At 70.4% G+C, this 25067-nt stretch carries 19 protein-coding genes; 5 read left to right on the plus strand and 14 right to left on the minus strand.

Annotation, left to right across the window (positions count from 1 at the left end):
- Positions 1 to 110: 110 nt before the first annotated feature.
- Together QRX60_RS10550 and QRX60_RS10555 are read right to left on the minus strand one after the other, a co-directional pair.
- Positions 111 to 1436 (minus strand): hypothetical protein, encoded by a 1326-nt coding sequence (locus tag QRX60_RS10550; protein WP_408630223.1) that lies wholly within the window; start codon positions 1434 to 1436, stop codon positions 111 to 113.
- An 88-nt stretch (positions 1437 to 1524) separates the two neighbouring features.
- A complete protein-coding gene (locus QRX60_RS10555) occupies positions 1525 to 2445 on the minus strand; it encodes a nitrate- and nitrite sensing domain-containing protein (RefSeq protein WP_286000586.1) in 921 nt (306 codons plus the stop codon).
- A 133-nt stretch (positions 2446 to 2578) separates the two neighbouring features.
- Between QRX60_RS10555 and QRX60_RS10560 the strand changes: the two genes are divergently transcribed.
- On the plus strand, positions 2579 to 2896 hold the full coding sequence (locus tag QRX60_RS10560; protein WP_286000587.1) for a nucleotide pyrophosphohydrolase: 318 nt from the start codon (positions 2579 to 2581) through the stop codon (positions 2894 to 2896).
- Position 2897: 1 nt separating this feature from the next.
- Here the strand turns inward: QRX60_RS10560 and QRX60_RS10565 are convergent, their stop codons facing one another.
- The 3 genes from QRX60_RS10565 to QRX60_RS10575 are packed head-to-tail and all read right to left on the minus strand — an operon-like array spanning position 2898 to position 5306.
- Entirely contained in the window at positions 2898 to 3191 is a 294-nt protein-coding gene (locus QRX60_RS10565) for a DUF3024 domain-containing protein (RefSeq protein ID WP_286000588.1), read from the minus strand.
- 23 nt (positions 3192 to 3214) lie between these two features.
- Positions 3215 to 3775, minus strand: a complete 561-nt coding sequence (locus QRX60_RS10570) for an AAA family ATPase (protein ID WP_286000589.1) — start codon at positions 3773 to 3775, stop codon at positions 3215 to 3217.
- 25 nt (positions 3776 to 3800) lie between these two features.
- Positions 3801 to 5306: a 3'-5' exonuclease gene (locus QRX60_RS10575; protein WP_286000590.1), complete on the minus strand. Its 1506-nt coding sequence runs from the start codon at positions 5304 to 5306 to the stop codon at positions 3801 to 3803.
- 191 nt (positions 5307 to 5497) lie between these two features.
- Here QRX60_RS10575 and QRX60_RS10580 point away from each other — a divergent pair, with 191 nt between their 5' ends.
- Entirely contained in the window at positions 5498 to 6298 is an 801-nt protein-coding gene (locus tag QRX60_RS10580) for an excalibur calcium-binding domain-containing protein (RefSeq protein WP_286000591.1), read from the plus strand.
- A 47-nt stretch (positions 6299 to 6345) separates the two neighbouring features.
- On the opposite strand, the gene QRX60_RS10585 is transcribed toward QRX60_RS10580, so the two are convergent.
- Both QRX60_RS10585 and QRX60_RS10590 read right to left on the minus strand, forming a co-directional pair.
- A complete protein-coding gene (locus tag QRX60_RS10585; protein ID WP_286000592.1) occupies positions 6346 to 7206 on the minus strand; it encodes a hypothetical protein in 861 nt (286 codons plus the stop codon).
- Positions 7207 to 11229: an AAA domain-containing protein gene (locus QRX60_RS10590; RefSeq protein ID WP_286000593.1), complete on the minus strand. Its 4023-nt coding sequence runs from the start codon at positions 11227 to 11229 to the stop codon at positions 7207 to 7209.
- A 270-nt stretch (positions 11230 to 11499) separates the two neighbouring features.
- On the opposite strand from QRX60_RS10590, the gene QRX60_RS10595 reads away from it, so the two are divergent.
- Positions 11500 to 13758, plus strand: coding sequence for a helicase-associated domain-containing protein (locus QRX60_RS10595; protein WP_286000594.1), 2259 nt, complete (start codon positions 11500 to 11502; stop codon positions 13756 to 13758).
- Here QRX60_RS10595 and QRX60_RS10600 read toward each other — a convergent pair.
- Entirely contained in the window at positions 13755 to 14393 is a 639-nt protein-coding gene (locus QRX60_RS10600) for a class F sortase (RefSeq protein ID WP_286000595.1), read from the minus strand. The genes QRX60_RS10595 and QRX60_RS10600 overlap by 4 nt on opposite strands.
- Positions 14390 to 14881 (minus strand): calcium-binding protein, encoded by a 492-nt coding sequence (locus QRX60_RS10605; protein WP_286000596.1) that lies wholly within the window; start codon positions 14879 to 14881, stop codon positions 14390 to 14392. The genes QRX60_RS10600 and QRX60_RS10605 overlap by 4 nt, the downstream gene beginning before the upstream one ends.
- Positions 14882 to 15175: 294 nt before the next feature.
- On the opposite strand from QRX60_RS10605, the gene QRX60_RS10610 reads away from it, so the two are divergent.
- Positions 15176 to 15802 (plus strand): response regulator, encoded by a 627-nt coding sequence (locus tag QRX60_RS10610; RefSeq protein ID WP_286000597.1) that lies wholly within the window; start codon positions 15176 to 15178, stop codon positions 15800 to 15802.
- 198 nt (positions 15803 to 16000) lie between these two features.
- Here QRX60_RS10610 and QRX60_RS10615 read toward each other — a convergent pair whose 3' ends face one another.
- The 5 genes from QRX60_RS10615 to QRX60_RS10635 all read right to left on the minus strand — a co-directional run bounded on the left by QRX60_RS10615 (position 16001) and on the right by QRX60_RS10635 (position 24283).
- On the minus strand, positions 16001 to 17215 hold the full coding sequence (locus QRX60_RS10615) for a GAF domain-containing sensor histidine kinase (RefSeq protein WP_286000598.1): 1215 nt from the start codon (positions 17213 to 17215) through the stop codon (positions 16001 to 16003).
- Positions 17216 to 17274: 59 nt separating this feature from the next.
- A complete protein-coding gene (gene cydC, locus QRX60_RS10620) occupies positions 17275 to 20643 on the minus strand; it encodes a thiol reductant ABC exporter subunit CydC (protein WP_286000599.1) in 3369 nt (1122 codons plus the stop codon).
- Complete coding sequence (gene cydB / locus QRX60_RS10625; protein ID WP_286000600.1) at positions 20640 to 21647, minus strand: cytochrome d ubiquinol oxidase subunit II; 1008 nt, start codon at positions 21645 to 21647, stop codon at positions 20640 to 20642. Before cydB ends, cydC begins: the two co-directional genes overlap by 4 nt.
- A gap of 127 nt (positions 21648 to 21774) precedes the next feature.
- On the minus strand, positions 21775 to 23244 hold the full coding sequence (locus QRX60_RS10630) for a cytochrome ubiquinol oxidase subunit I (protein ID WP_286000601.1): 1470 nt from the start codon (positions 23242 to 23244) through the stop codon (positions 21775 to 21777).
- Between the two features lie 79 nt (positions 23245 to 23323).
- Positions 23324 to 24283 (minus strand): S41 family peptidase, encoded by a 960-nt coding sequence (locus QRX60_RS10635; protein ID WP_286000602.1) that lies wholly within the window; start codon positions 24281 to 24283, stop codon positions 23324 to 23326.
- Positions 24284 to 24469: 186 nt separating this feature from the next.
- On the opposite strand from QRX60_RS10635, the gene QRX60_RS10640 reads away from it, so the two are divergent.
- Positions 24470 to 25057 carry a TMEM165/GDT1 family protein gene (locus tag QRX60_RS10640; protein ID WP_286003554.1) on the plus strand — a complete coding sequence of 196 codons (588 nt, stop codon included), beginning with the start codon at positions 24470 to 24472 and terminating at the stop codon, positions 25055 to 25057.
- Positions 25058 to 25067 lie beyond the last annotated feature (10 nt).

Consider the following 25067-nt stretch of genomic DNA (forward strand, 5'->3'; position numbering starts at 1 on the left):
GCCGAGCCGGACGGCGGAACAGGGCCACCGCGACATCGCTGGCCAGAGCGGGCAACCGCCTTGGCGGAACTTCGATGTCCCGGTGCACGTGAAACACCGGTTCACCCCGGTCAACGAGGTGCGCGCGGCGAAGTTACGGCTTTCGGCAAAGCAATGCGCGCGGCGCGGATTTCCGTGACCAGCCGGGTTTTCCGGCGGTGGGTTTCCACCAGGGCGCCGAGGTAAGCGGTGAATTCGTCCGGGGTTCCGGCACGCTTGTGCAAGGTGCGCAACAGCTTCAGGCGACGCGCGGCTTCGCGGTAGGCCTGCGGGTCCTTGCGCTCGATGAGCTCGTCGACGTGCTCGCGGAAGACCGGGATCGTCTCGGCCGGGTGCTCCGCGGCGCGCTGTTCGGCCAGTTCGAGCTTCAGCTCCGGCGACGCCCCGAACCGCACGCACGCGCGCCAGGCCTCGTCGGGACGGCCGTCGTCGAGCAGGACGCGGGCCAGCTCGTCGGCGTGCCCGGCGTCCTCGGCCGCCAGCTCGCGCAGGCGGGCCAGCGCGGCCCGGCGCTGCGTCGTCCACTTCCCGTCGGCCGTCGCGGCTTCACGCAGTGCGGCGAACGTCTCACGGTCCGGGTGCGCGTCGAAGTCCTTGCGGCGGCGCGAGGTTTCGTCTTCGGGTTCGGGCGGCTTCGGGTTCTTGTCGTGGGTGAGCGCGCGGGCGGCGTGCGCGATGGCCTCGCTGTGCCGCCCGGCGGCCCGCAGCACCCGGACGATCTTGAGGCTGACGTCGCGCCGCGGCGGCTTGGCGGACAGGATCGCGACCAGCTCGTCGACGTCGCCGAGGACCTCGGCCAGCTGTTCCCGCAGCCGTTCGGCCACGTCGCGGCGGTGCCCCGGCCCGCTCGCCGTCAGCACGTCGTCCACAGTGGACTTGATCCGGCGCAGGCCGGGTTCGCCCAGCGCCGTCGCGAAGTCGGCGAGGTCGATCGACGGGCGGCCCGGGCCGTCGAATTCCACTTCGAGGATCCAGTCGGCCAGCTTCTCCGGGTCCGGCGGCCGGGCGGCGCACGCGCGGGCGTACAGCTCCACGGCGCGGTCCAGCCGGTCGCCGAGGTCGCCGGCGTGGTCGCCGGAAAGTTCGAGCACCTCGCTGATGTCGTCGACCGTGCGGCGGGCCAGCGGGGCCAGGTCGGCGCGGCTGCCGGCGTCGAGCATCCGCTGCAGCGTGTCGAGGACCGCCCCGACCTTCGCGGTGTACTCGCCGTTCCCGTCGGTCACCGCCGTGTCGAGCAGCCGGTGCGCCTCACTGACGTCACCGGATTGGGTGGCGGCACGCAGTTCGAGTGAATGCCGCAACTCAGGGTCACGCTCGGCCTGGGCGTGCACCAGGTCCGCCAGCGTCTCCGCGTCCAAAGTGCGCAGGAAGGGGCGAAGATCCGAGTGGGGACTCACGCGGACCAGTCTGCCCCAGCTCGGCCAGTACGCGTGTGGGCCAACCGCGTGCTCTTTTCGGCGTAATCCGTGACTTTGCGTGAGGACTTCATCGGCGTCGCAAGTCGTCGAGCACGGCTTTCATCGGCCAGGGTTCCGGGACGCGCGGCCGTCGTGACCGTGCGTGCCGGGGTCGCGGGATCGCGGCCTGCATCGTCGGCACCATGATCGGCACGACCGGCACCGGCACCCGCGCGACGAGCCGGCGCACGACGACGAGCAGGAGTGCGGCGCCCAACAGCAGGGCCGCGCTCGCGGCGATCGCGGCGGCGAGCGTGCGGCGACCGTCGTCGAGGGTGAGCTGCACGGCGTACTGGCTCTGTTGCGAATACAGGAGACCGAGCTGCTGGGAGACGGTGTAGGCGGCGCTGCGCCACGTGGACTCGGGGATGGGTAGGGGTTCGGCGGCCGCGAAAGCGTCCTCGGCGGCGGCGAGCCTGCTCCAATCGGCGCTGCGGGTGAGCGACTCGTACGCGATACGGCCACTTTCGGTGAGCTGCGGGGCGATCCGGTCCAGTTCGGCCCGGTAGGCGGCCACGGCCTCGGTGAACGGCCGCCGCGTGACGCCGTCGATCCCCGCCAGGGCGAGGGAATCGGAGCGATCCATGCCTTCGGCGACGGAAAGCAGCTCGACGGCGGTGGTCTGCTGGTACGCGGATTCGGCGTCGGGCGCGTGGCGGGCGTACTCGCGCAAGCCGGCGATGGCGGTGTCGATCCGCTGGGTGAAATTCGCGTACGCGGCGGTCCGTTGGTCGGGCGCCGACATCGCTTCGCTGCGCTGGCCCTGCAGGTCGACCACGGCGCGCGCGGTCCGGCCTGCGGCCTCCGCCATGTCCATGGCGCCGTCGCGCGTCCGGTTCGCTTGGTGGACCAGCAAGAAAGCGATCACGAGAGCCACGACGACGAGCGCACCGCCGGGCACGAACGCGATGCACAGCATGCGGCCGCGGACGGATCGCAGGTACTTCAAGACGTTCCTTTCCGTGCTTCAAGCCCCGCAAGCATCCCGACGAAGTTCAACCTATTGAGTGAGAGATTCACCGGTCAACGGCAGTCCGCCATACGGGCGTTAGCGCACCGTGACCACCGAGGACAATCACCGGGTGACCTTCGACGACGTGACCCAGCGCCTCCGCGGCTTCGCGGCGGCCCGCGCCTGGGAGCCGTACCACACCCCGAAGAACCTCGTGATGGCGTTGTCCGGCGAGGTCGGCGAGCTGACCTCGCTGTTCCAGTGGCTGACGCCGGAGGAGTCGGACGCGTGGCGTGAGGATCCGGCGCTCGAAGCGAACGTCCTGGACGAGATCGCGGACGTCACCCTGTACCTGCTCCAGCTGGCGGACCGCCTGGGCGTGGACCTGACGGCCGCGGCCCACGCGAAGATCGACCGCAACGAGGTCCGGTTCCCGCCGCCGGGCTGACTCAGATCTCGGCCAGCAACGGCGGCGGCGTGCTGGCGACGGGCCCGTCCGGATCGGCCAGCCACCCGCCGTCGCCATCGGACCGCAGCATCGACCAGATCCCGAACTCGTCGAGGTGCAGCCGGGCGATCTCCCGTTCGGTCCACTCCGGATCGCCGGCCCGCCACTCGACGATCGCGACCGTCCGGCCGAGCGTCCGGCACTCGACCCGCAGACGGTCCTTGAGGTCCTCGGGAACCCGCTGGGCGCACCACCGTTCGATCTGGCGCATCGCGAGTTCCGGAATCACGGTCATGCGTCCAGTGAACCGCACGCCGGTCAGGCGCTCCGAACCCCGTCGAGCAGCGCGACGACGTCCGCGTAGGTCTGGCCGGGTGCGCGCCTGTCGGTCGGCACGACGACGCAGTCCGGCCGCTGCGGGAGGTAGGCGGTGAGCTGGTCGTGGATCCGCTCGACCACGGCAGTGCCGCCGCGTTCGTTGAGGACGTGGTCGATCCCCTTGGTGACGGCGTCACCGTCCGCGGCGCGATCGGCGAACCGGGCTGCGGCGACGGACTTGCCCGCGGTCAGCAGGATTTCCCGGTACTCGGCGTCGCAGCGTTTCGCGGCGTCTTCGAAGGCCTGGATGTCGACCACGCGGGTGGCGAGCTGCGGCATGACGACGTCGTGCCCGCTCCGCAGGTGCGTCTCGGCCATGGCGAGGGTGAGCAGCTGGGCGGCTTTGAAGGTCTGGAAGAAGGTGTCCCGCCAGCCGCCGATGAGACAGACGACCCGGTCGGTGTCGAGGTTGAGCACCCCCGGATGCCGCTCGGCGTAGGTCCGCGCGATCGTCGACTTCCCGATCCCGGACGGCCCGTTCAAGTGGATCAGTCTCGGCACCGGTCCGACGGTACCGAAACCCCGGTCACCGCGGCGCCGGCTCGGCGAGCCACCACCCGCCGAGCAGCGCGCCGACGCCCAGGACCGCCAGGAAGATCCCCGCCGCCAGCGGGGTGCCGCCGAACATCGCGAGCACGACGATGAACATCAGCAGCAGGCCGACAGCCATCAGGATCCGGCCGCCGAGCACCTTCGGCGTGCGTGCCGGTGCAACGACGGCCGACTGCGGCGATGGCCTGGGCAGCGGCGCCGCAGGACGAGGAACAGCAGGAGTGACGACCGGCCGCGTCACCGGTGGGCGTTCGACGGAGCGTTCAACGCTCGGCGCAGCCTCGAAGCCCAGTGCGACCGGCGCCGTATCGATGGCGAGGACCATGGCACCGTGCTCTGCCGCTCGTGCCAACCTCGGTTCCTGCGCCGAAACCGTGTCGTCCCGAACGAGGTGCGTCACGGTAGAAGTCAGCTTCTTGGCGAGCTGCACGCCTTCCGAGAGCACACGAGCGCGAAACCGGTCCGCTGCCACGGTGGTACCGAGCACAAGGACCCGCGTCGGCCTGTCCCCACCTGTGGACCGCAGGTCCGAGACGAGCTCGGCCACACCGAGCGCGGTCGCCACCTGGTGGAGTTCACGAGCTTCGGCGGTAGTCACGACCCCGTCCCCCTCGGCGACCTCACGCAGTGCGGCCACGAACTGCTCGTGAGCTGCGCGTACCTGCGCATCGGGAAGCCCCGCCTCGGTCGCCAGAGCGGCCAGTGCCCATACCTCGTCGTGCGTCAGGTGCGCATCGGCAACGGCTCCGGCGAGCAGATCCAAGTAGGCGTACGCGGTCACCGGATCTCCGGCGGACGCGCCGATCGTGATCCGCTCGACCACGCCGGACATCCAGCCCAGGTCGGCCGACGGCTCGCTCGGGCGCGACCGGAGGCCGGCGGAAGCCGCATACCTCGGCAGTGTCGGGAACGCGGGCCTCACCGCAAACGTCAGGCCATGCCGACCGAAAAGCGTGACCGCCAGCTGCGCGGCGGTACGCGCGCCGGTCAGCGCCGGCTGCGCTGGTGTGCCCGGTACACCGAAGGCGTGGGCCACCGTAGCGAGCCGGTAGTTCGGCAAGGCGATGACGGCCTGTGCCGCGGCGAGCGTGCACGCGCCGGGCGAAGCCGGGACCCGAACTCCGAGGCGGGCGGCTTCCGCGTTGAGGAAGCTCGCCACAAAGGGCAGGTTGTGCGCCACAACCACGCTGCCGGCACACAGATCCAGCAGCGGCCCGAGGACCGCACCGAACGGCGGCGCGCCGGTGAGTTCCTCCCGCGTGATGCCGTGCACGAAAGCCGACCCCGGCGACACCGCACGACCGGGATCGACCAGCGTCGTGAACTCTCCGGCGACAGCACCGTCCGACCGGACACGCACCGCGGCGAGTTCCACGATGTGCCCCGGACGCAGACCTGTCGTCCGAATTTCGACAGCGGTGAAGTCGAATCCGAGCGCGGGACAGCCGCTGGGCCCGGACAGCGGAAGAGATTCGATCACGTCCAGAAGATCGCGCGACCGGACAACCGCGTCACAGATTTTCGGGAACGACCGAGGATCCGTGACCAGATCGTGACAGAAATATTCCTTCCAATAACGGATGATGGTCCGTTACGCGCCCGGGCGTAACGTCGGCCGATGTTCTCACGAATCCAGGGTCGGCACGTCGCGTCAAGGAACGAGGAATCTCGATGCATCCGTCCGACCAGGGGCAGTCGCGCGCGAAGAGGCGCTTTCCGAACTGGCTCAAGATCATATTGGCAGTATTTGCCGTCTTGTTCCTTCTCGGCGCGATTTTCGGGAAGGCTCCAGAGGAGCACCCCACTGCGGCGCCAGCCGCACCCACGAGCGACAGCACCACCACGACCACCACGCCCGCCCCGGTCACCTATACCGTCGCGAGCGTGACGGACGCCGCGAACTTCGACGTCGTGGCCAATGACGGAAAGCGCCGGACGGTGCACGTCCAAGACGTCACCACAACCGGGGCGGCCGGCGACTGCTTCGGCGCGGAAACGGTGGCCTGGGCCGGCACCAAGCTCATCGGCACCGTGGTCCGACTCGGCGCAGACAGCGCATCCGGCGTCACTGTGGCGCTGGCCGACGGCCAGGACTACGCCACTTTGGCCGTGTCGAACGGATACCTCAAGGCCACCGGTTCCGCGTTGGCGGCGGCCGAAACGGCCGCCCGTCAGGCCGTGAAGGGGTTCTGGGGCCCGCCGTGCAACGGATCGATCACCCTCGCGGAGCCCGCACCGCAACCCGATCCTCAACCGACTTCGGCACCGCCCGCACCGGCCACGAAGGCGGCGCCCAAGCCGCCCCGGACGACCGTGGCGGATCCGCCGGCCCCGAAACCGGACAAGAGCGTCTACTACAAGAACTGCGCGGAAGCGAAGGCCGCAGGCGTCACACCCATTCACCGGGGGCAGCCGGGATACCGTTCCGGACTCGATCGTGACGGTGACGGAACGGCCTGCGACAAGGAATGACCAAAACCGGGGACCCTGCCGGCGCCTGGACGGGCCGGATCCCCGGTTCACCGACCACCGGTGGGGCCCAGCTTCTGTTCCAGATCGTTCAGAATGGCGTGCACCGGCGCCCAGCAGAGCATCACGCTGTCGGCGTCGAACCGCGGCTGTTCGGTCATTTCCTTGCGCGGGTGAATGAAGTTCCGAAAATCCCGGACGTTATGGGCGAACGCCTTAGCGTCCAGCTGGATCCAGTCCTTGGCGTGCGCGATGTCGATCAGCTGTTGCAGGGTGGCTCGGTCGTGCCTCCCGCGCTGGTTCCGCTGTTCGGAATCGGCAAAGCCGTTGGCCTTGATCTCGGCATCCCGTTCGGTCAGCACCGTGAGCAGCAGGCCTTCCACAAAACTGCCGATGCCGATGATCGCCATCGTGTAGGCGCCGCCCACCTCACAGACCTGGGTCTCTTCCACTCGGCGGCTCAGCATTTCCACCGCACCGGTGTCGTTGATCAACGCATCCAGCCGCTTCCGGAGATCAGGTGGCACGGTGTACCTCGGCTTCTCACCATCCGCGGCGAGCTCCCCAAGCACCGGACGGCCGGCGACCAACGTGACCACCAAGCCCTCGGCGGCCAGCTTTTCGTTGATCACCACGCGGAACTCGTCGGCGGTCGATGGTCCGTCGTCGTACTCGATCGGATCGCACACCCGACAGATCAGCCGCTCGATCGCGGGACGGTCGTCACGACGTTCGGTGAGCTGCTCGCGCAACCATGGTATCCGCGGCGAACCGTCGTACTCGGGCGGTTCCGTCCATCCGGCACCGCGCAGCAGCTCCTCGAGCTGGTACCCCTTCCGCTCGTACGGGCCGCCCATGTCGACGATCACCTCGGCCAGCCGGTCAACGGTCCGTGAGTCCAACGGGAACATTCAGTTCTCCTCTTTGTCAGCAAGGCGCTGCGCGATCTCGATGGCCCGGCCCAACGCCGCGACGATGCGTGGGCCACGGCGCTGGAAACCCAGTTCGGCCATCACCTGCCGAAGCCGCTCATCACGGTCGAGTAGCAGGCCGTCGCTCATGTGCCAGCGGCAGATCTCGATGAGTTGCCGCTCGCTGTACTCCTGGATGGCCAGCCCGGCCGGCACCCGCGGCCGCGGCCCTCGGACGGAGGCCGGTGGCGGATCCGCAGGCCGGGGCGGTGGCGTGCGTTCCGGCACGACCGCGGCCACGGCGTCGGCCTCCGCCATCGCCTGGTGCCAGGCCACGACGATGTTGTCGACCTCCTGCGCCGGGTTCGCGAACCACGCCGAAGACCAGACGCGGTGGAACCGCCAACCGAGGTTTTCCAGGTGCGCCTGGCGAAGCCGATCCCGGTCGCGGGCGCTGTGAGACCGATGGTAACGATCACCGTCGGCTTCGACGGCCAGCACCATCCGCCCCGGCTGGTCCCGGTGCTCGAGGGCGAAGTCGATGCGATAGCCCGAAAAGCCCCACTGCGGATGGACGGGGACACCGCGCTCCACCAGCGCGTCACGGATCGACCGCTCGAAACCGTTCAGCGGCAGGTCGTCCGGACGGCCGACATGGTCGATCTGCAGGTGGGTCGCGAAATCCAGGTAACGGCGAAGCAGCTCGGTCCCGGTCACCTCGTCCGAAGGCGCGAGGTCGCTGTGAGTGAACGACGCCACTACGGTCATTCGCCGCTTTGCACGGGTGACGGCGACGTTGACGCGTCGTTCGCTGTCCTTCCGGTTGAGGATGCCGAACGCCGTGCGGTTGATCTTGCCGGCAGCGGTCCGGGCGACTCCGACCGTGAGGATGATCGCGTCACGCTCGTCACCCTGGACGCTCTCCAGGTTCTTCACGAAGAACCTGCGGCCGAGCTCCTCCTCGTCAGAGAAGAACTCGTCGAGGTCGGGATGTTCCCGGCGAGCCTGGTTCAGGCGCTGCTCCACCCGGGCCTGGTGCTTGACGCCAGGAGTGATGACACCGAGGCTCTCCCCGGGTCGGGTCCGGGCGTGTTCCATGATCAGCTCGACCACCCGGTCGACTTCGGCCGGGGCCGAACCATTTTGCCCGGGCGACGCCTCACCGGCGACGGTCACGAGCGTGACCGGGGTGTCCCGCTGAGCGCCCGGGAACGTCACCAGGTTGTTGCGGTAGATCTCCCGGTTCGAGAACGCGATCAGCCGTTCGTCGGTGCTCCGGTAGTGCCAGCGCAGCATCTCCGTTGCCGGCATGATCGGCCGCAAGGCGGTCAGGATCGATTCGTAGTCCGAAAGGTCGCCGTCGTCCTCGTCGTCCTCGTCGTCGACCGCGATGGCGCGGTCGAAGAAGTTCGACGGCGGAAGCTGCTTCTCATCGCCGGCCACAACGAGCCGCTCCCCGCGCATGATCGAGGTGATCGCGTCGTGCGGTCGGATCTGGCTTGCCTCGTCGAAGATCACCAGGTCGAAGAGCCGTTCGGCGGGGAGCATCCGACTCACCACCAAGGGCGACATCGCCCAACACGGCCGGAGCGAAAGCAGCACGTCGGACGTCTTCTCGACGAGCTTCCGGGTTGGCATGTGCCGTGTCTTCAGGCTGGCCTGCTTCTTGAGGATCTGCGCTTGGTCCGGATAGGTGTCCTGCGCTTCGCGAGCGCGCCTGGCCACCTGCCTGCGGACTCGCCGCGCCGCGGTCGTGAAGTGTTCCCGGTCCGCCTCACGGAAGTCTGCCGCGGTGCGGCTATGCCGTTCGGCCACGAACTGGCCGAGTGCTGGAATCCGGAGCTTGAAGTCGTCTTCGATCGACGAGAGCCAGATGCGTTCGAACGCTCGCCAGGCGTCGTCAGGCCGCAGGTTCTTGCCCGCGATCTCGGTGAGCAGCGGGTCGAGCCCGATCTGACGGAAGCGGTCGAGCAGCGCGTTGAGCCGCGGCATCAAGAACAGCATGTCCTTGTCGTCGGCCAACGCCGCGAGCCGCTGCTCCACTTCAGGCGCAGGCCCGGAATCCAGTTCAGGCCAGCGGGCCGACAACGCGACCGCTGCCAGCTGCCGGCGCATCTCGCCGTATTCGTGCACTACCTGGTCGAGCCCGATGATCTCGGCCGGGGCCACATCCTGGCCACCGAGTTCCCGCCATCGCTGCCGTTGCCCGGTCACGGCCGCCAGTGCGGCGTGCAGATCACGCTTCTTGGTCAAGCCGGCGCTCGACATCGTCCGAAGCTGGTTGACCAGTGCCCGGCGGCGGCCCCATGACAGCTTTCGCGAGTACCGCGCCCTTGTCGACCGGTCCGCCGTCGCTTGGACGAAATCGTCCAGCTGAGTACCGAAGATCGCCGGTCCGAAGGCCTGCACGCTCCGGGAGACGCCGTCGAGCAGCTGGAGCACGTGATCCCAGCCGGCGAAGTCCTGCGGTTGCCGCAACCCCACCCGGGCCACGAGCCGGTACATACCGTGCTGGCTCCGCTTCAGGGTCTGGTTGGCAACCTGGTCGAGCTGGACCAGCACTGCTTCCGCCTCATCCGGAGTCCTGACCTGTGTGTTGCACCAAGGTGTCTCCCGACGAAGGATCCGCAGCCCGCCGGCCTCGACGAACTCTTGAATCGTTTGCTCGAGCTCGGTGACGACAGCCGCATCGAGCGCGCGCAGGTGGTTGCCGCGGAAAGCGCCGCGGATGTCCCCGCCCGGCGGCAGGTCGAGCAACCGGCTCCGGACCTCGTAAGCACTCACGCCCCACGGCTGCCGCCGGGTGTGCAGCTCGCGCGTGTGATCAAGCAGCCGCTGCCGCGCAGCAACCAGGCGGCCGTGCAAAGCCTCGACGCCAACCGGCGGCTCCTTCGCCATGCGGTCCAGGCTGCTGGCCAGCTGCTGGGCGACCTCCCTTTTGTTGATCTTCCGCTGGTGCAGGTCGAACATGAGGCCGTCCAGCTCCACGGCCGCAAGCCGGTTGAGGACCGCCTCGATCGCGGCGCGCTTCTCGGCGACGAACAGCACCTTCTTCCCCGTCGCGGCGGCCCCGGCGATGATGTTCGCGATCGTCTGGCTCTTCCCGGTGCCGGGCGGGCCTTCGATGAAGACGTGGCGCCCCGAAAGCGCAGTCATGATCGCCCGGTGCTGCGAGGAATCGGCGTCCTGGACCAGGAACTCGTCGGCGGGGCGCACCGAGTCGACCGCTGGCGGACGGAACTCGCCGGCGAGTGACTCGTGAGCCGGGATGAACCCGGCCATAGCCGCGACCAGGTCGTGCGAGGCCAGCAGCTCGGTCGCGTTGGCCAGGTCTTCCACCATCGGCAGCTTCTCGTAGTTGAACGTGCCGACCACGACGGCCTGCTCCAGCTGCAGTTCGATCCCGTGCACCGCCGCGACCTCGGCCAGCCGTGCGTGCGCTCGCTCCATCTGCGTCGTGTGATCGGACGTGCCGTCGATCACCTGCGCCAGCCGGTCGGCGAGTCCCTCGCTGTCCACGCCGTGCTGCTCGTTGAGTGCGTGCAGCAGGACGGGGTTCAGCTCCGGTTCGTCGGTGAGCTCCAGGGTGTAGTCGCTCTCCGAAGTGGTCCTCGCCTTGACCACGACCGGCCGGAGCAGCAGCGGTGCACGCAGCGGAGGTACCGGTACTGCTCCGCGGCGCTGGCCGGAGACGGTGCGCACCAGCCCGAACGCGACATGGCCGACGTCGACGCCCTGTTCCTCTTCGAAAAGCTGGATCCGCTTCCCGAGGCTCTTCGCTCGCCCGCAGGCGTCTCTGAGCTTGTCGGGCTCCGGCACCAGCTTGCTCAACCGGACCTTTCCACCAGCCACGAGTTCCCCCAGGGCTGCCGGCTCGGCCGCCGTAAGGTCGAGGCAGCCCTGCTTGGTGTTCTTGAAGTAGAGGAGGGTGTTACGAAAGCTCAGGTCGATGAGGTTGCGACGCCACTCCGCCGCTTTGACGGCAACGGCGTCGATTCGGCCGGTGTCCAGCTGCGCGGTCATCCCGCTTCCCCTCGCCAGAACAGTTCGCTTGACCAGACGTGACCAGCACGTGAGGGTCCGCCGTTCTGAGACGAACGTTCCAGGATGCCAGAAGATCCGCTATGGCGACAGCCGCCCAATGGATTGACCTCACGCATGTCTCGTTTCACTCCGTCCCCTGGCTTCCGGACAGAGATCGTTTACCCGAGCACGCTTGTCACACCTGCAGCCTGTGGACCACCCGAATGGCCCCATCCGCGAAGGACTTCGGCGGGCAACTAACCTGGGCCGATGACCACCGCCGACGAACTGCTCGGCAGGCTCGCCGCCCTGGATCGTGAGGGGCTGGCGAAAGTGCTGGCCCACCGACCGGACGTGCTGCACGAACCGTGGCCGCGGCGGCTCGACGTCGTCGCCGCCCGGCTCGCGTCCCCGCAGTCCGTGAACGATGCCGTGCTCGGGTTGTCGTTGCCGCAGGTGCAGGTCCTGGGTGCCGCGCAGCTGTGCCACGCGCTCGGGTCGCGGCCGACGCCCGTCGGCGAGATCGCGCGGCTGCTCGGCACCACCACCGGGACCATCGAGTCCTTTTTGGACGAACTCGCCGAGCGCGCTCTGCTGTGGCACGACCCCGACGGCGTCCGGCTCCTGGACCTCCTGCACAAGAACAACTTCAGCGCCGAGGGCCTCGGTCAGCCGGTCGCGGAGCTGCTCGGGGAGATCGGCCGGAGCCGCGCTGCGCAGCTGTCCCGGGCTCTCGGGCTCCCTGAAGGCCGGCAGGAGCTCGTCCGCTTCTACCGCGACGGCGACCGCGTGCGCGAGCTGTTCCGCGCCGCCCCCGAGCCGACGCGGAAGCTGTTGCAGGACATGGCCGACGGCGTTCCCGAGGCCGACGGGATACTGCCGTTCCACATCGCCGAAGGCTGGGCGTTCGACCACGGTTTCCTGTTCGGCACCTACTACGGCAGCGCGGCGATGCCGATCGAGGTGTCGCTCGCCCTGCGCGGCCCCGAGTACCAGCTGCCGTTCACACCCGAAGAACCGGAGTACGCCGTCACGCACGTCGGCGCCGAGTCGGCCGAAGCCACGTCGTCGGCCGCGGCGCTGCGGCTGCTCGACCGCGTCTCGGCCGTCCTCGAACTCGCCGGCGCGGAGCCGTTTCCGCTGCTCAAGGACGGCACGATCGGTGCGCGGCTCGTCAAGAAGGTCGCCAAGGAGACCGGCGCGACGCCCGCGGAGATCGAGCTGGCCATCGACCTCGCGGCGCAGGCCGGACTGCTCCTGGCCGACGAGCCGCCTCCGCCGCGCCGCGGCCAGAAGGCGCCACCGCCCACGCTCGCGCCGGACCCCGACCTCGCCCGGCCCGCGCCGGCACTGCTCTACCGCCTGCTGCTGACGACCTGGTGGGAACCGGCGCCGCCGGAGTACGAGACCGACGTCGTCGCGCTGGTGCGACGCCTCGTCGTGCGGCTGCTCGCGCGGCTCGAGCCCGGCGCCGCGATCGCCGACGCCGACGCGCTCGCCCGGCTCGCCGAGTGGCACGCGCCGATGCTGCCGACCGACGACCTCGCCGGCCACGTGCGGGACGCGCTTTCCGAGTCGGAGCTCCTCGGCGTCGTCGCGCACGGCGCCGTCACCTCGGCGGGCCGGGCCCTGCTCGACGAAGAAAAGCTGGTCGAAGTCACCGACGAGCTGGTCGCCCGCGCGCGGACGACGGCGTTGTTCGGCACCGACCTGACCGCGATCGTGCCCGGGTCGCCGGACGCCCGGCTCGCCGCGTCGCTCGACCGCGTCGCCGACCGCGAGAGCCAGGGCACCGCGACCAGCTGGCGGTTCTCCCCGGCGACCGTCCGGCGGGCCTTCGACCAGGGCGCGACGGCCGCCGAGCTGCTCGACGAGCTGGCCGCGATCGCCGCGGGCGAGCTGCCGCAACCGCTGGTGTACCTGGTCAACGACGTCGCGCGGCGCCACGGTGAGGCGCAGGTGTTCGACATCGCGAGCGTCGTCGTCGGCGAACCCGCCGTCCTCGCCGAGCTGGCCGCGCACCGCAAGCTCGCGAAACTCGGCCTGCGCGCGGTGGCGCCGACCGTCCTCACGTCCACAGTGGACGCTGCCAGCACGCTCGATGCGTTGCGCGGAGCCGGATACGCACCGACCCACCACGCCGCCGACGGCAGCATCGTGCTGCCCGCCCGCGAACCGGCCGAGCCGAAGGTCGTCGTCCGCGACGCCGACCCCGGCGAGCTGCCGCCCGATCCGCTCGACCACGCCGAGCGGCTGCTCGCGGCGCCGGCGAGCGGCCCGCACCTGCTGCGCGGGCAGCTCGCGCGGGCGATGAGCGACCGCTACGCGGGACGTCTCACGCCGAAGCAGCAACAACTGTGCTGGCAGCTCGAAGCCGGGATCCCGGCGGACGTCGGGTACCAGGCGGACGACGGTCCCACCCGGCTGGTGATCGCGTACCCGGAGCTCGACGGGGACGTCCTGGACGTCTGGTCACTCGGCGACCGCGCGTACCGGCGGCTCGAGCTGGCGAGGATCGACCTGAGCTAGGCCTCGACGCCGGTGAGCCGCGCGTAGACCACGACGTTGTCGAGGTAGTTGCCGCTCGACCGGTCGAACTCCCCGCCGCAGGTGATGAGCCGCAGTTCGGGGCCGGCCGTGTCGCCGTAGACCTGGTCCGTGGGGAACTCCGCCTTGGCGTAGCGGTCGACGCGGTAGACGGTGAAGACCGCGGTCCGGCCGTCGGAGCGGCCGACCCGCACCTGCTCGTCCGGGTGCAGCTCCTTGAGCCGCGAGAAGGCGCCGGGCACGTGCTTGTAGTCGACGTGCGCCGCCAGCACCGCCGGGCCGGCCTCGCCGGGTGACGGCGCGCCGGTGAACCAGCCGACCGTCGTGGCGTCGCCGGGGACCTCGAGCTCGCCGCCCGAGGTGAGGCCGAGGTCCTTGAGCACGTCGGTCCGCACCCCGATCGCCGGGATGCTCAGGGAGGCCGGTTTCGCCGCCGGGAGCCCGTCGCCGGACGGCGTGGCGGTGGTCGACGGCGCGATCTCGACAGGCGTGGCGGACGGTGGGGCGACCTCCTCCGGCGGGTGCGGCGAGAAGGCGAGGACGGAGGCCACCACCAGGACCGAGCCGAGCGCGGCGACGACCGCCGTGACCGCCGGCCACAGGCGCGGGTGCCTCAACTCGTGCGCCGGCGCAGGTAGAACACCATGCCGCCGGACGCCGCCGCGGCGAGCAGCGCGCCGCTCAGCACCAGGACGACGGGGGCGCCTTCGTCCGGCTCACCGCCGCCGGTGGCCACGCCGCCGACCGGCTTCACCTTGACCTGGCTGCCCGTCGTGGACTTCTTGGTGGTGGTGGATTTCGGGGCGGTGTGGGTCTTCGTCGTGGTCGACGGCCGCTCGGACGCCGGGGTCGACGTGTTCTGCTGCGGGCGGTGGGGCAGGGATTCGCAGGCCTTGCCGTCCTTGGGGTTTCCGTCCAATCCGTTGGGGTCGGAGGGATCCTGGTCGTAAACGGCCTGGGCGTCTTCCTGGTACTTGAAATCCGAGCAGTTCAAGTTGTCCGCGAGCGGGGTCGCGAGCTGCGCGGAGGCGAGGGAAACGGGACCGAGAAGAGCGAGCCCGGCGACGGCCGCGGCCGTCGTCAGGACACGACGAAACAAGGACACCGGAAGGTCCTTTCAGGAAGAATCGGGGCGATTGCCTGGTTACTATCGCGGTGCCGGCGACGTTGTTACGGACCATTCCGGAATTCCGGAAACGCCAGCGGCCCACCAAAATCCGGCGGGCTCGTGATTCTTCGCCATTCGCCGCTGACCTGCGGAATCAGCGGCGAAAATGCGTACCGGCGGGTTTGTTACGAGATCCTCGGTCACACTTTGGGGGTAATTGATCCGACTCGGCCGGTGTGACGTGCGGACCAGCCGTCACCGCGGCGTGCTCGTACCCCGTAGCCTGGGCATATGCCGATCCAGGTACTGCTCGTCGACGACCACGAACTGGTCCGCCGCGGGCTTCGCGACCTCCTCGGCGACGAGCCGGACATCGAGGTCGTCGCCGAGGCGAGCAGTGTCGAAGAGGCACTCGCGGTGGCGATGCACGTCGAACCGGAGGTCGCGGTGGTCGACGTGCGCCTCGGCGACGGCGACGGCATCACGCTCTGCCGCGAACTGCGGTCCAAGCCGAACCCGCCGGCCTGCCTGATGCTGACCGCGTTCGACGACGAAGAGGCGATGGTCGGCGCGATCATGGCCGGCGCCGCGGGCTATCTGCTGAAGCAGGTGCGGGGGCAGGACGTGGTGTACGCGGTCCGCGAGGTCGCGGCCGGGCGGTCGCTGCTGGACCCGGTGAGCACCGCGCGGGTGCTGGACAAGATGCGGCACCCGCCGACGGACGACCTGGCGACGCTGACCGAGCGCGAGCGCGACGTGCTCGAACTGATCGGCCAGGGCCTGTCGAACCGCGAGATCGCCGAGCGGCTGTTCCTCGCCGAGAAGACGGTCAAGAACTACGTCACGTCGGTGCTGGCGAAGCTCGGCATGCAGCGCCGGACGCAGGCGGCCGCCTGGATCGTGCGCCGGGAGAAGTAACTCCGCGCAGCCGTCCCGTCCGCAAGCCGCCGTTCGCTGCAACCTTTTCACCGGTCGTCACGGTCCGCCATCTCGATGGGCGGTTTTGCCCTGCCAGTTTCACTCGAATGTGAGTCGAATGGGTGTTCGAAAAGCCGGTACGATCTTCGGCGAGGGCGAGGAAGGGAGGCGGGATGACCCGAGAAGGGTAGATCGCGGTCAGTCGAGTGGGAGGTCGAACGCGACGAGCGTGCCGAGACTGGGCGAGGAGTTCAGGAAGAACTTGCCGCCTGCGGCATCCGCGCGTTCGGCAAGATGACGCAGGCCACGAGTCGCGACGCCTTGGGGGACGCCGGAACCGTTGTCCCGGACACGGAGTTTCACGCCGCCGGAGTCCCTGGTCAAGGTCACGCGGGTTTCGCTCGCGCCGGAGTGTCTGACCACATTGGACAGTGCTTCGCGCAGGGCGGCCCGGATGTGGTCGGCGCGTTCCGCGGGGATGTCGGCGAATTCGCCGGACAGCTCCAGGGTCGGCGGGTACCCGAGCAGCTCGCCGGCGATGCGGACCTCGCCGCGCGCCGACTCGGCGAGGTCGGTGGGCGTGCCGGTGTCGTGGCGAGGCTCCGGTGACCTCAGCGCGCGCACGGTGCCCCGGATCTCCTCGATGGTCTGGTCCAGCTGGTCGATCGCATCCGAAAGCCGCGCGCCGTCGGCCTGGGCGAACCGCTTGCGCATGTTGCGCCGAACCCGGTCGAGCTGCATCCCGGCGCCGTAGAGCCGCTGGACGATGACGTCGTGGAGCTCGCGAGCGATCCGCTCCCGCTCTTCGTAGAGCGCGACGCGGTGACGAGCGTTGGCGCCTTCGGCAAGAGCGAGCACGACCCCGGCCTGGGCGGCGAAGGCGACGAGCATCTCGACGGTCCCGGCGGAGAACGGCTCGCGCCCCCGCTTCCGGTAGACGGTGAGCGCCCCGAGAACACGCCCCCCGGACCCGAACGGCGCGGCGGCGAACGGCCCATAGCCATGGAGTTCGGCGGGAACGTAGGGCGCGGTCCGCGGGTCGACGATGAAGTCGGCGCTGGCAATGGGCTCACCACCCCGGGCAACCTGCCCGGCTGCGGAGTCGGCGGGGAGGGCAAGCCCCCGCAAGGCCTCCCCGGCGCTCAGCCCGCTTGCCGCGGTGGCGGCGGCGGTGTCCTCCGCGGGGGTTGCCGGTTCGGCCGCCGCCGGGTGGGCGCCGGCGTAGTGCGCGGCTTCGACCACCACTCGGCCGTCTTCGGCGCTCACCATGGCCAGGCCCAGGTCCGCGTCGGCGAGTTCGGCCGCCCTGGCGACGACCGTGTCCAGCACCGCTCCCGGGTCGTCGCCGGACAGGGCGGTGCTCGTGATCTCGGTGGCGGCGGACAGCGCCCGCGCGGCAAGCGTCGGATCCATGAGTTCCGCCATTATCGCGCGGTGCCTCGGCGGCGCGGCAAGCACGCTTCGAGAATCGATCACGACACCGGCACCCGCGCGACGACCCGGCCGTCGCGAACCTCGAGGACCACGTCCGCGCCGTCAGCCTCCTCCGCCCGGTGGGTCACGTGCACCACGGTCCGCCCCGCCAGCTCCTCACGCAGGTGGTCGCGGACAACCTGCGCCGTCGGCTCGTCGAGGTGGGCGGTCGGCTCGTCGAGCAGCACGAGCCCCGCCGACGGCGCCCCGAGCAACGCCCGCGCCAGCGCGACGCGCTGCGCCTGGCCACCCGACAGTCCGCTGCCACCGCTGCCCAGCACCGTCGACGGCTCGACATCGGCGAGCGCGGCCTGCCGCAACGCCTCGCGCAGGTCGTCCGCCGTTGCCGCCGGCTGCGCGAGACGGAGGTTCTCGGCCACGGTGGTACCGGCGAGCATCGGCTCCTGAGGCGCCCACGCGACCCGGTCCGGGACGGCGACCACACCGCGCCGGGGAGCGAGAAAGCCCAGCAGCGCGGCGACGAGAGTCGACTTGCCGGCACCGCTCGGCCCCACGACCGCGGCGTAGGTGCCCGGCGCCAGGTCGAGGTCGACATCGCGCAGGATCACGGGCCCGCCCGGCCAGCCGAGATCGGCCCCGCACAGCACCACGCGACGCTCGGCATCCACCTCGGCCGGCTCATCGCGCAACCGCACCTCAGCCTCGGCCAGCACACCGCGCAGCCCGGCCCCAGCTTCTTCCGGCGCACCGCGCAGCCCGGCCTCGTGCGCCACGCCGCGATGCCCGGCCGCCGCCGCATCCAAGGCGGCACCCCGCCGGGTCTCCCCAGCTCGGGTGCTCTCCGCCAGCCGCAGCCGGGCGTGCTGGAGGGTGTCCCAGTGCTGCGCGGCCGGCGGGAGCAGCGCCAGCACCTCCGCCAGCGCCAGCGGCACCAGCGCCAGCAGCGGCGCGAGCACCGGTTCGAGGCTTCCCGCCGCGACCGCCTGGGCAGCCAGCTCGGTGCTGACCACCGCGCCCGCTCCGCAGGCCAGCGTGATCAGTGCTTCTGCCGCGCCCACGCCGAACGCCTGACGGCGCGCCTGCCGCACCAGGCGCGTGTCCGCCTCCGTGAGCGCGCGGCGGTGGTCGCGGTCCGTGCCGAACGCCAGCAACTCCGCCGCCGCCTCGAACAGCACCAGGACACGCGACGCCACTTCGCGACGGCCATCCGCCAGCACCGTCGTCGCGCGGCGTTCGGCGCGCAGTGCCACCCACGGTGCGCACAGCCCCACCGCCACCGCCGCCGCGAGCGCCAGGCCGGCCGCGGGCAGCACCCACGTCTGCACGGCGATCGCGCCCGCCGCGACCAGCGCCACCACCAGCGGCGGCGACACCACCCGCGGCAGCAGGTCGCGGACCGTGTCTACGTCGGCGACCAGGCGACGCTGCCCCTCGCCCGCGCGCGGGCCCCGCGCGGGACCGAGCCGGACCAGCGAATTCCACAGCCGCACCCGGAGGCGGCCGGCGATGCGGAACGCGGCGTCGTGCGTGACCAGCCGTTCGACGTACCTCAGCGCGGCGCGGCCCAGCCCGAACGCGCGGACGCCGACCACCGCGACCGTCAGGGTCAGGATCGGCGGCTGCTGCGACGCCTTGGCGATCAGCCAGCCCGACGTCGCCGTCAGCGCCACCCCCGCCAGCAGCGCGAGCGCGCCCAGTGCCGCGCCGCCGAAGAGCCGGCCGTCGAGCAGTGCCCGCCACGGCAGCGGCGACACCGGATTGTCCACAGTGGACTCAGCAGCCGGCGGCGAGACGCCGGGCGGCAGGTCGACCGCCGCCGTGTGCTCGTGGGCCGCGATGATCGCCGCCGCGCCGTCGTCGACCGCTCGCTGGACCGCGTCGAGCACCAGGCGTGCGTTGGCCTCGTCCAGGTGGGCCGTCGGCTCGTCGAGCAGGAGCAACCACGCGCCATCCCGAACTCGCCGGAGCGCCCGGGCGACCGCGACGCGTTGACGCTGCCCCAGCGAAAGCCGGGCCACCGGACGGTCCGCGAGCCCGGTCAGGCCGAGTTCGGCGAGCAAGGCGCCGGAACCCACCTCTTCGCGAACCGTCCCGCCGGTGAACACGGGCGACTGCGGCACCCACGCGACCTGCTCGCGCCAGCGCGCGACGTCGGCGTCGGCCAGGTTCGTCGAGCCGACCGTGACGACGCCGTCGTGAGCCGGGACGAAGCCGAGCAGCGTCGAGAGCGTCGTCGACTTGCCGCCACCACTCGGCGCGCGGAGCCAGACCGTCTTGCCCGGGCGGACGGTGAACGTCTCTCCGTCGGGCGCGAACCCGCCGCGTCGCGCCACCCGCAGGGAAGACACGCGCACCTCGCCCCGCGCCGGGACCGCGGTCCCGGACGGGGGCGCCGGTACCGCCAGCAGGTCGGCGACGCGCCGGACCGCTTCGACGCCGTCCTCGCTGGCGTGGAACGCGGCGCCGACCGCGCGCAGCGGCTGGTAGCACTCCGGCGCGAGGATCAGCACGCCCAGCCCGATGGCCAGCGGCAGGTTCCCGCCGACCAGCCGGACGCCGATCACCACCGCGACGAGCGCGACCGACAGCGTCGCGATCAGTTCCAGCACGAACGCCGAGGAGAACGCGACCTTCAACGTCTTGAGCGTCGCGCGGCGATGGCGTTCGGACAGCTCCCGGACCGTCTCGCCCTGCGCGGCGGCGCGGCGGAACGCGGTCAGCACCGGCAGCACGCGCACGAGCTCCAGCAGCCGTTCGGACAGCCGGTGGGTCGCGTCGGCCGCGCCGGCGACGCGCCCGGCCGTGTACTTGCCGACGAGGATCGCGAACACCGGGAGCAGCGGCACGGTGAGCGCGACGATCACGCCGGACGGCCAGTCGGCGAACAGGATCGCCGCGCCGGCGCCGAGCGGCACGACCGCCGCCGTCACCAGCGCGGGCAGGTACTCGCGGAAGTACGCGTCGAGCGCGTCGAGACCGCGGGTGGTGAGCGCGGTCAGCTCGCCGTGGCCGCGGCGGGCGATCCACTCGGGGCCGAGGCGCAGCACGTGGTCGACGGCTTTCGCGCGCAGCTCGCGGTGCGCGGTCGCAGCCGCGCGGGCGGAGACCGTGCGCACCGCCCAGCCGGTCCCAGCACGCGTCGCGACGAGCGCGAGCAGCGCGGCCAGCTGGGCGGTGCGTCCCCCGGAACCTGCTCCGACGATCGCCGCGAGGACGTCCGCGAGCAGGAATGCCTGGGCCACCAGCGCGGCGGCGTTGAGGAAGGAGAGGAACCCCACCAGGGCCAGCGCCCGGCGCACGGCCGGCACGAGGGCCGGCAGTGCGCCGAGCGGGCCCTTTCCCGGCCGCGCCGAGTCCACTGTGGACTCCGAGGCGGAAAGGGGAGCGCGGCCGGGAAGCTTCGTCATGGTGCGTGGACCGCCGGGATGTGCTGGGTGCCGATGCGCTTGCGGAACACCCAGTACGTCCAGCCCTGGTAGATCAGCACGGCGGGGGCGCCGAACACGGCGACCCAGGTCATGACGGTCAGGGTGTACGGGCTCGACGCGGCGCCTGCGATGGTCAGGGTGTTGGCGGCGTCGAGCGTCGAGGGCAGCACGTTCGGGAAGAGCGCGCCGAACATCGTGACGGCGGTCCCGGCGATGACCACGCCGAGCGCGGCGAAGGCCTGCCCGTCGCGGTCGGCGCGCAGCCGCAGCCAGGCGACCGCCGCGGCGACGGCGCTGATCCCGAACGCGAGCAGCGTCCACAGGGTGCCCGTGCGCCACTGGACGACCGAGAGGAACGCGACCATCGGCACCATCGCGAACGGGAGTGCCCTGATGGCCGTGGTCCGGGCGCGTTCCCGCAGCTCACCGCTGGTCTTGAGAGCGAGGAACGCCGCGCCGTGCGTGAGGGAGAAGGCGGCGATCGCGACCGCGCCGAGCACGGTGTCCCAGCGGAAGGCGGCGAACGCGGAGCCGATGCGGTTGCCGTCGGCGTCGAGGGGCAGGCCGAGGACGGTGGTCGCGAGGATGAGACCGACGCCGAGCGGCGGGATCCACGAGCCGGCCACGATCACGCGGTCCCAGGAGCGGCGCCAGCGGTCGGAGTCGACCTTGCCGCGGTACTCGAACGCGACGCCGCGGCCGATGAGGGCGAGCAGCACGAGCAGGAGCGGCAGGTAGGCGGCCGAGAAGAGGCTGGCGTACCACTCGGGGAAGGCGGCGAACATGGCCCCGCCGGCGACGATGAGCCAGACCTCGTTGCCGTCCCAGACGGGCCCGATGGTGTTGACCATGACGCGGCGCTCGGTGTTGTCCCGCGCGAGGACGGGCAGCAGCATGCCGACGCCGAAGTCGAAGCCTTCGAGGAAGAGGTAGCCGAGCCAGAAGAAGGCGATGACGACGAACCAGACCGTTTCGAGGGTCATCGGGTACCTCCGACTGCTCGGTGGCCGTGAGTTATCCACAGATGGCCGAGTTGTCCACAGACCGGCTGTGGGTAACCCGGGAGAGTGATCGTGTTGTTACGTTGAGTACGAACCACGGCTTGGCTCCTCAGTACGCGAAGGCGAGCGTGTCGCCTTCGGTCGTGTCGGAGTCCTTCGGAGGGGGCATCACCGCGTCGACCCCGCCACGGACGTACTTCCGCATCAGGTACAGCTCCACCACGCCCAGCGCCGCGTACACCGTGGTCAGCGCGATCAGCGAAGTCCACACCTCGCCCGTGGTCAGGCGGGAGACCGCCTGGGCCGTGAACATCCACACCCCGTCGACGCCCGAGGGGTTCGGGACGACCACGAACGGCTGACGGCCCATCTCCGTGAAGATCCAGCCCGCGCTGTTGCCCAGGAACGGCGTCGCGATGCCGCCGAGGACCAGGAGCGGGAACCAGCGGCCGCCGGGAAGGCGGCCGCGGCGCGTCAGCCACAGGGCCAGCAGTCCGATGCCCGCCGACACCGCACCGAAGCCGATCATCATGCGGAAGCCCCAGTACGTCACCGGGAGGTTCGGCACGTAGTCGATCGGCTTGCCCGCCAGCGAACCCAGCGCCGGGTCGTCCGGGTAGTTCGTGCCGTACTTCGCCTGGTACTCGGTGATCAGGTCCTCGACGCCCTTGACCTCGGTCTTGAAGTCGTTGTGCGCCAAGAACGAGAGCAACGCGGGCACGTTGAACGTCTTCACGTCCTCGCAGTTCGACCCGGCCACGTCGCCGATCGCGATGATCGAGAAGCTCGCCGGCTTTTCCGTGTGGCACAACGCTTCCGCCGACGCCATCTTCATCGGCTGCTGCTCGAACATCAGCTTGCCCTGCGTGTCCCCCGTGATCGCGAGGACCGCGAACGCCGCCACGCCGACCCAGCCACCGAGGCGCAGGGAAGTCCGCCAGACGTCCTCGTGGTCACCGCGCCGCCAGAGGTGCCAGCCCGCGACGCCCACCAGGAACGCCGCCGCCACCGAGAACGCGCCGGCCAGGGTGTGCGGGATCGCGGCCAGCGCCGTGTTGTTCGTCAGCACGGCCCAGATCGAGTTCATCGTCGGCTTGCCGTTCTCGAACGTCACGCCGACCGGGTGCTGCATCCACGAGTTCGCCGCCAGGATGAAGTACGCCGACGCCATCGTGGCCAGCGAAAACGCCCACGCGCACGCCAGGTGCACCTTCTTCGGCAGGCGGTCCCAGCCGAAGATCCACAGGCCGAGGAAGGTCGACTCGACGAAGAACGCGACGAGCCCTTCCATCGCGAGCGGCGCGCCGAAGACATCACCGACGAAGCGCGAGTACGCGCTCCAGTTCATCCCGAACTGGAACTCCTGCACGATGCCGGTCACGACGCCCATCGCGAAGTTGACCAGGAGCAGCTTGCCCCAGAACTTGGTCATCTTCAGGTGCCGCAGCTCGCCGGTGCGGACCCAGCGGGTCTGCATCGCCGCGACCAGGATCGACAGCCCGATGGTCAGCGGGACCATCAGGAAGTGGTAGACGGTGGTGATGCCGAACTGCCACCGCGCTAGCTCAAGGACCTCCACGTGGTCCAGCGTGCTCCGGGGCCGGGACCACGGCCAGATCAAGTGGTCCTGTCCGGCCCAGGACCAACGTCCTGGGTGACTACAGCTGGTCGAGTGCCTGCCGCGCCTCGTCCGCCACCGTCCGCCGCGGCCCGGCGGAACCCAGCCCGAGGACGTGCTCCAGCGCCAGCGCGTACGCCGTGTCGAACGCCCTGTCCGCGGCTACCGGGAGGTCCGGCCGGACGCCGGTGCCTTCCCAGTTCTCCCCCGTCTCCGGGTGGAACGAGCGCGCGATCGACACCGTCACGTCGAGGTAGGTGTCCACTTTGTACTGCTCACGCGGGTGGGCGCCGCCGCGGGTCGCCTCCCCCACCGTCTTCGCCCGGCCCTGCTGCTGGAGCGAGAACGCGAGGTCCTCGCCGCCGGAGAAGGTCTTCGGCCCGGTCAGCACCCAGACCGGCTTGGTGCCGCCGAACCGCAGGCCCGGGACGTACGGCAGGGTCCACATCTGCGTCGTCCGGTGGCCCTCGCGCTCGTAGATGTCGAGGTAGTGGACCTGTTCGTCGACGAGGTAGGTCTGCAGCAGCGCGCTCGTGCCGGGGCTGCCCCCGCGGTTGCGGCGGACGTCGAGCAGGAGCGCGTCCGCCGGCGCGAGCAGCGTCATCGCCGCCGCGATCGCGGGTCCGGCCAGCTCGGGCGGGTAGAGCATCGTCGTGTCGAGGTAGCCGACGTTGCCGGCCAGCCGCCGGACCTCGGCGATGCCGAAGCTCTCCAACTCGGCCTCGAACCGGTACCCGGCGGAGTTCATGGCCGCGTCGCCGTCGTCGGCGACCGGGTCGGCGTGGTGGCGCAGCCGCAGGTGCTGGTCGCCGTTCACCGACTGCAGGTCCGCTGTGACGAGCGTCGCGAATTCCGCGTCGCCGAGCCCGTCGTACGCGCCTTCGCCGAGACGCTGGCGAAGCACTTCGGCCAGCTTCGTCGCGACGTCCGGGAACACGTAGTGAGCTTCCAACCGGCTGATGACTTCGTCGACCTGCGCAGCGCGCACCTCAGACCCCATGGCTGCCAACCTACCCCAGCCCACAATCGAATTTTCGGTGCGCCGAAAAAATTTGTGCGACGCGACTTGATGACAAATTCATGACCACCGATCCGGCAATTTCGCGGAAGCCATCAGCTTGCGGCGTTCCGAAACTCCCCTTTATCGTTGCAGTGAAAGGGGCGAGAAATACTCATGACTTCCGCGATGGTGGCGCTGATCAGCGCGTTCGGCCTGGTCCTCGCCGTGGAGCTGCCGGACAAGACGCTGGTGGCGACGCTGGTGCTGACCACCCGTTTTCGCGGTGGCCCGGTATTCGCCGGGGTCTGCGCGGCGTTCGCACTGCAAAGCGTCATCGCGGTCGCGTTCGGCAGCGTGCTGACGCTGTTGCCGGACGTCGTCCTTTCGCTGGTCGTCGCGTCGATGTTCGGCCTCGGCGCTTTCATGCTCCTTCGCGAGGGATTCAGCGAAGCGGACGAAGCAGGTGAAGACGCTTCGCGCGTCGGCCCCGTCCCGCTGTCCTTCGCGCGCTCCGCGATGACGTCGTTCGGCGTGCTCTTCGCCGCCGAGTGGGGCGACGCCTCCCAGCTCGCGACGGCGAGTCTCGCCGCCCGCATCGGCAACCCCGTCGCCGTCGGCGTAGGCGCGTTCACCGCGCTCATCGTCGTGGCCGGGCTCGCGGTGTTCATCGGCGCGAAGATCCGCAGCCGGATCCGCCCGAAGCTGATCCAGCGCTGCGCCGGCTTCGCGTTCGCCGGGTTCGCGGCGTTCGCGCTGGTCCAGCTGGCCTTCTGACCGCTGTTTC

It is taken from the genome of Amycolatopsis mongoliensis, assembly GCF_030285665.1.
Lineage (GTDB): Bacteria > Actinomycetota > Actinomycetes > Mycobacteriales > Pseudonocardiaceae > Amycolatopsis > Amycolatopsis mongoliensis.